This window comes from Candidatus Electrothrix sp., from assembly GCF_052785085.1.
On sequence record NZ_JALAAI010000196.1, the window covers coordinates 1 to 4,400 of the forward strand.

Below are 4,400 nucleotides of genomic sequence, written 5' to 3' on the forward strand. Positions count from 1 at the left end.
CGCACTCTCTGGCACTACATTAAGAATCCGAAAATCTGTGATGAGTAATTACAGATATTTGAAAGAGGAGCAAGGCCCCAAAAAGGACTTTTTTTCGTGTTTTGAGCACAAATCCTACGAACTTGGGCTAATTCGATGATTTCATCACCAGTAAAACACTCAATATCCAGTAAAGAATTTGAAACATGAAATTCAGCTTCAAGTCTAAATACTTTTTTATCTATCTGAGAATAATCAACAATAAAAACTTGCACACTTACCCCTCCCTCTTCCGACCCTTAACCCTACTTTCCAACACCCGCAACTCCTCTTCATCCTGCCGGTCGGCAAGTTCCGCCTCATAAGCTTTCCGCCGTTCGTCGAATTGACCGTATTCAGCCAAGGCAATCTGCTCCATCCGCTTCTTGCTGATGCTACCTTTATTGTCCAGTAAGGCAAAATCATTGGACTGAATAATCTGGTCAACGTTTTGCCGCCAGAAATCCATCGTTGTATCAATGCGTCTCTTTGCCCGCAACTCCGCTGTTTCCAGGAAGATGACAACCAGACGGTTCAAGGTGTCGATTTCATCGGCAGTGAGATAATTCTTTGCAATGTAGATATCCTGCTTGCGGACAACCGATCCTTTCCAGCTGGTCAGGCCCATGTTGTTTTTTTCAGCACTGGCCCGACTAACGATAATTTCCGCCGCTGTCTGCTCAGTCACGGCAAACAGGAGCTTGTTCTGTACTTCAGCAAAAAACATCTGTGTGGTTTTGTCGCTGCTGTCGTAATCGCTGCTGAGTGCGAAGAGGTCACGGACTTTCTGATAAAAACGTTTTTCTGAAGCGCGGATATCCCGAATGCGCTCCAGCATTTCATCAAAATAATCCGGGCGACCATCCGGGTTTTTCAGCCGCTCATCGTCTATCAAAAAGCCCTTGATCATATATTCATGCAGATGACGGTTTGCCCACTGGCGAAATTGTGTTCCGCGAATTCCGCGTACACGAAAACCGACTGCAAGTATCATAGGAAGAGCATAGTACCGGACGTTGTACTGTTTGCCGTCTGCGGCAGTTGTTAAATAATCCTTAACAACTGAATTTTCAACCAACTCCCCTTCTTCCAGTATGTTAGCTATGTGTATACTGATATTTGCCTTAGAGGTGGCAAAAAGTTCCGCAAGCTGTTTTTGATTGAGCCATACATTGCCGTCACGGGCATAAAGTGCTACTGATGTTTGCCCGTCCGTGGTCTTATAAATGATAATATCTGAGGTTTTCATACTCTAGCTCCAAAAGCTCAAGCCTTCTTCTTTTGCCCATGCAATAAACGCCTCTGCAATGCCGTCCGGCAGTTCCCCGTCGTGGCTGTGCAGATCATGGTCAACAACCAGATGTCCCTGTCTGTCCAGCTTCTCCTTGCCGTCCCCATTCTTGAGATACACATAATCCCCGGAATTATCCTTGCCGCCTTTTTCAGACACCGCAAAAAAGATAGGGTAATCGTCCACCTTGGGACAGAGCGGCCCGGCATCCGGGTCATTGTTCCATTTCTGGACAAAGAGCACGCTGGTTTTGGTGCCGGTATGGGGTTTGAAGGTATTGCCGTGCAGCCCGACCACGGCCAGAATGCGGGCCTGTTCGGCGATGAACTCCCGGATATGCTTGTCACTGGTATTATTAAACCGCCCTTGGGGCAGGACAATAGCCATGCGTCCGCCCGGTTTGAGAAAGTCCAGGTTCCGTTCAATAAAGAGGATGTCCCGCCCGACTTTGTTCTGGGCTTTGCCGTTGGATTTGAAGCCCAGTTCATATTGATGGAGAATCCGGCTTTCCTTGATGTCCCCGGCAAAAGGCGGATTCGCCATGAGCAGATCAAAGAGAAACTGCTTGTTCTCCTTTTTATCCGCCCGCAGTTCTTCCAGCCGTCCAAAGCCGGTGCCGTAGGTGGTTATCCACTTCCTGTCCTTGTCGGTCTTGTCGCTCCAGCGGTTAAAATCCAGGGTGTTCAGGTGCAGGACATTGGTTTCCCCGTCCCCGGCAATCAGATTCAGGGTGCGGGCCACCCGGACGGTCTTTTCATCAAAGTCTATACCAAAGATTTTCAGCACATGCTCCTTGTCTTCCTCTGAAATTTCCTCATTGGTAAACAGATGCCCGGTCAGCTGAAAGATGGTATGCACCGGAAAACCGCAACTGCCGGATGCCGTGTCAATCATGTATTCTCCGGCCTTGGGATTGAGCATCTGTACACACATGTCAATGACATGCCGGGGCGTGAAATACTGGCCTTTCTCGCCTTTGGATGATTTATTCACCAGATATTCAAAGGCTTCATCCACCACCAGCAGGTTGGAGTTGAACAGCTTCACATTCTGGAGACTGGACACGCAGACAGAGAGATGACTTTCCGACAGTTCAAAGGCCGACCCTTCGGGGAACACGCCCGGCCATTTCTTTTTCGCCGCATCAAACAGGCCCTGAATCTTCTTTTTCAGCTCGGTGTCGGTCTGGCCTGTGTTCCTGAACTCCATGACCCGGAAACCATCATCCGCAATACCGCTCACTGCATCCCGGAGGGCCTCATAATCCTGTCCACCCAGATACGACGGCTCATCTCCGTATTCCGGGGTCGGCTCCTGCACAGCGGTCTGTGTGACCTGCCTAAGCAAGTAGTTGAGGACTTCCTTATCCCGCCCGCTCAAATATTCATCATACAACTTGGTGAAGATCAGCTTGAACACCTCTTCAAACACATCCACCCCGGCATTGGCAAGGACTTCATCTTCCATCTCTTTGATGATATTTTTCAAAGACTTGCGTTCTGTGGCAATCTTGTCCTTGATAATCAGGTCTTTCAGGGTGAACCGCTCGTTCAGGATGTCCTGAAGGGTTTGGGTTGCCTTGGGGATATCGGTTATATCTTCAAAATAATTCGGGTCTTTGCGGTGATAATAGGAAATCTGTTCCCCGTTTGTCCACACCCCCACAGGCGAGCCGGTGCCGTTGCAGTACGAGCGGAGCTGCTGCTTGCCGTCCTTGAGCTTGGGCTTTTTCACCTCTACCAGAATATACGGGGTGTCGGGCCGGTCTTTATCCAGCACGGCAATATCCGCCTTTTTCTTTTCCCTGCCAAAGGTGACCGAGTATTCAAAGACAATCCGCTTTTTCGGATACCCGTATTCAGCAATGAGCCGGGCTGCGTACAACTGCCGGACAGTCTCTTCCGGTTTCAGGAGGATATCCCTGCCCCGGATCAGGCATTTGACATAGGGCTTTTCCTGCCCCCTGACAGTCTTGAGAAAAATCTTTTTCCGCAGCACAGCAAGTTCATCATCCGTGAACAGGGACAGGTTATAGTTGCTGTCCTTGAGAATTGTTTGCAGGATATCCGGTTCGCTCATCTGGTATGTTTGGGAAATGTTTCAGGTGATACAAGCATGGGAAAGGCATCATATACTATTTGCGCCCTGTTCGTAAACAGCTTTGTTTTTCGCACCGGCAGGACATTGAAGGATATGGCTGATTCGCTTTGATACAGCTTTAGATATCCTTTTGGGTAATAAAGTGACAGTGGGCGTAAAAATCAACTTGACTTTAACCACATTGTGGTGGTCTAATCAACCATAGAGATAATAATTCCTAATTAACACTTAATAACCTAATAAAAAAGGAACTCCTTATGAATATAACAAAAAGTATACTATTCATTCCGCTTGCGGCTTTGTTGCTGAGTGGATGTGCTACAACTGAGGGCTATAAGAAACCTATCAGTGATTTTCAGAATGCATCTTCAATAGTAACCCAAAGTGCCGGGGTTTATATCACTCAACTAAATAAAACCCAAAGAGATGCATATATTGATCGACGAGTCAATAAAGGGGAACAGATAAAACTAAGCGAGATTGAGGAATTTCAGGTGTTTTCTAGAGACGCAATAACAGCTCGGCTATCTGCTCTTACGCAATTAGCAAATTATGGAACTTTGCTGGGGCGGCTTGCAAATTCAGATACTCCTCAGAGCATTACGAGTAATGCTGAAGAACTGAAGGCTTCGCTGGATAAACTCAATGAAAATGTCAATGCGTTGAATGGAGAAAAAGACGCTAAGTTTAAAAATGCCTTTGGTCCAGCAGCACTACTTATGGGGGAAGTAGCTAGATTTGCGTTGGAAAGACAAATCCAGGCTTCTCTTAATAAGGCTATCTTAAATGGTGAGAAGCCCATCACTGATTTGATTGATGTACTGAAGCATGATCTGACCGAAGCATATGATCTTCAGTCCCTAGCCCAACTTTGCGATACCGAGAAAATAATCCTTTTGAAATCAGCATGTTAAGTGTTTTGGCAATTCGTTCTTGGCACCACAGATTTTTTTATTTTCATTTTTTTTCTTACTGTCCCGCCAGGATAGTA

At 46.9% G+C, this 4,400-nt stretch carries 4 protein-coding genes; 1 reads left to right on the top strand and 3 read right to left on the bottom strand.

What is annotated here, in order from left to right; translation table 11 throughout:
• Positions 1-14 precede the first annotated feature (14 nt).
• Genes L2082_RS18595 through L2082_RS18605 form a run of 3 tightly spaced genes read right to left on the bottom strand, consistent with a single transcriptional unit; the run spans position 15 to position 3,388 of the window.
• A complete protein-coding gene (locus L2082_RS18595; protein WP_446010869.1) occupies positions 15-254 on the bottom strand; it encodes a hypothetical protein in 240 nt (79 codons plus the stop codon).
• Positions 255-256: 2 nt separating this feature from the next.
• Positions 257-1,267 carry a virulence RhuM family protein gene (locus L2082_RS18600; protein WP_446010870.1) on the bottom strand — a complete coding sequence of 337 codons (1,011 nt, stop codon included), beginning with the start codon at positions 1,265-1,267 and terminating at the stop codon, positions 257-259.
• 3 nt (positions 1,268-1,270) lie between these two features.
• The gene (locus tag L2082_RS18605) at positions 1,271-3,388 is read right to left on the bottom strand and encodes an N-6 DNA methylase (protein WP_446010871.1); all 2,118 of its coding nucleotides are present in this window, start codon (positions 3,386-3,388) and stop codon (positions 1,271-1,273) included.
• 278 nt (positions 3,389-3,666) lie between these two features.
• Here L2082_RS18605 and L2082_RS18610 point away from each other — a divergent pair, with 278 nt between their 5' ends.
• Positions 3,667-4,323, top strand: coding sequence for a hypothetical protein (locus tag L2082_RS18610; RefSeq protein ID WP_446010872.1), 657 nt, complete (start codon positions 3,667-3,669; stop codon positions 4,321-4,323).
• Positions 4,324-4,400: the final 77 nt, after the last annotated feature.

What these genes read in the sequence shown, in the direction of transcription:
- L2082_RS18600 (WP_446010870.1), bottom strand. Translation starts at nt 1,267, where the DNA reads ATGAAAACCTCAGATATTATCATTTATAAGACCACGGACGGGCAAACA.
- L2082_RS18605 (WP_446010871.1), bottom strand. Translation starts at nt 3,388, where the DNA reads ATGAGCGAACCGGATATCCTGCAAACAATTCTCAAGGACAGCAACTAT.
- L2082_RS18610 (WP_446010872.1), top strand. Translation starts at nt 3,667, where the DNA reads ATGAATATAACAAAAAGTATACTATTCATTCCGCTTGCGGCTTTGTTG.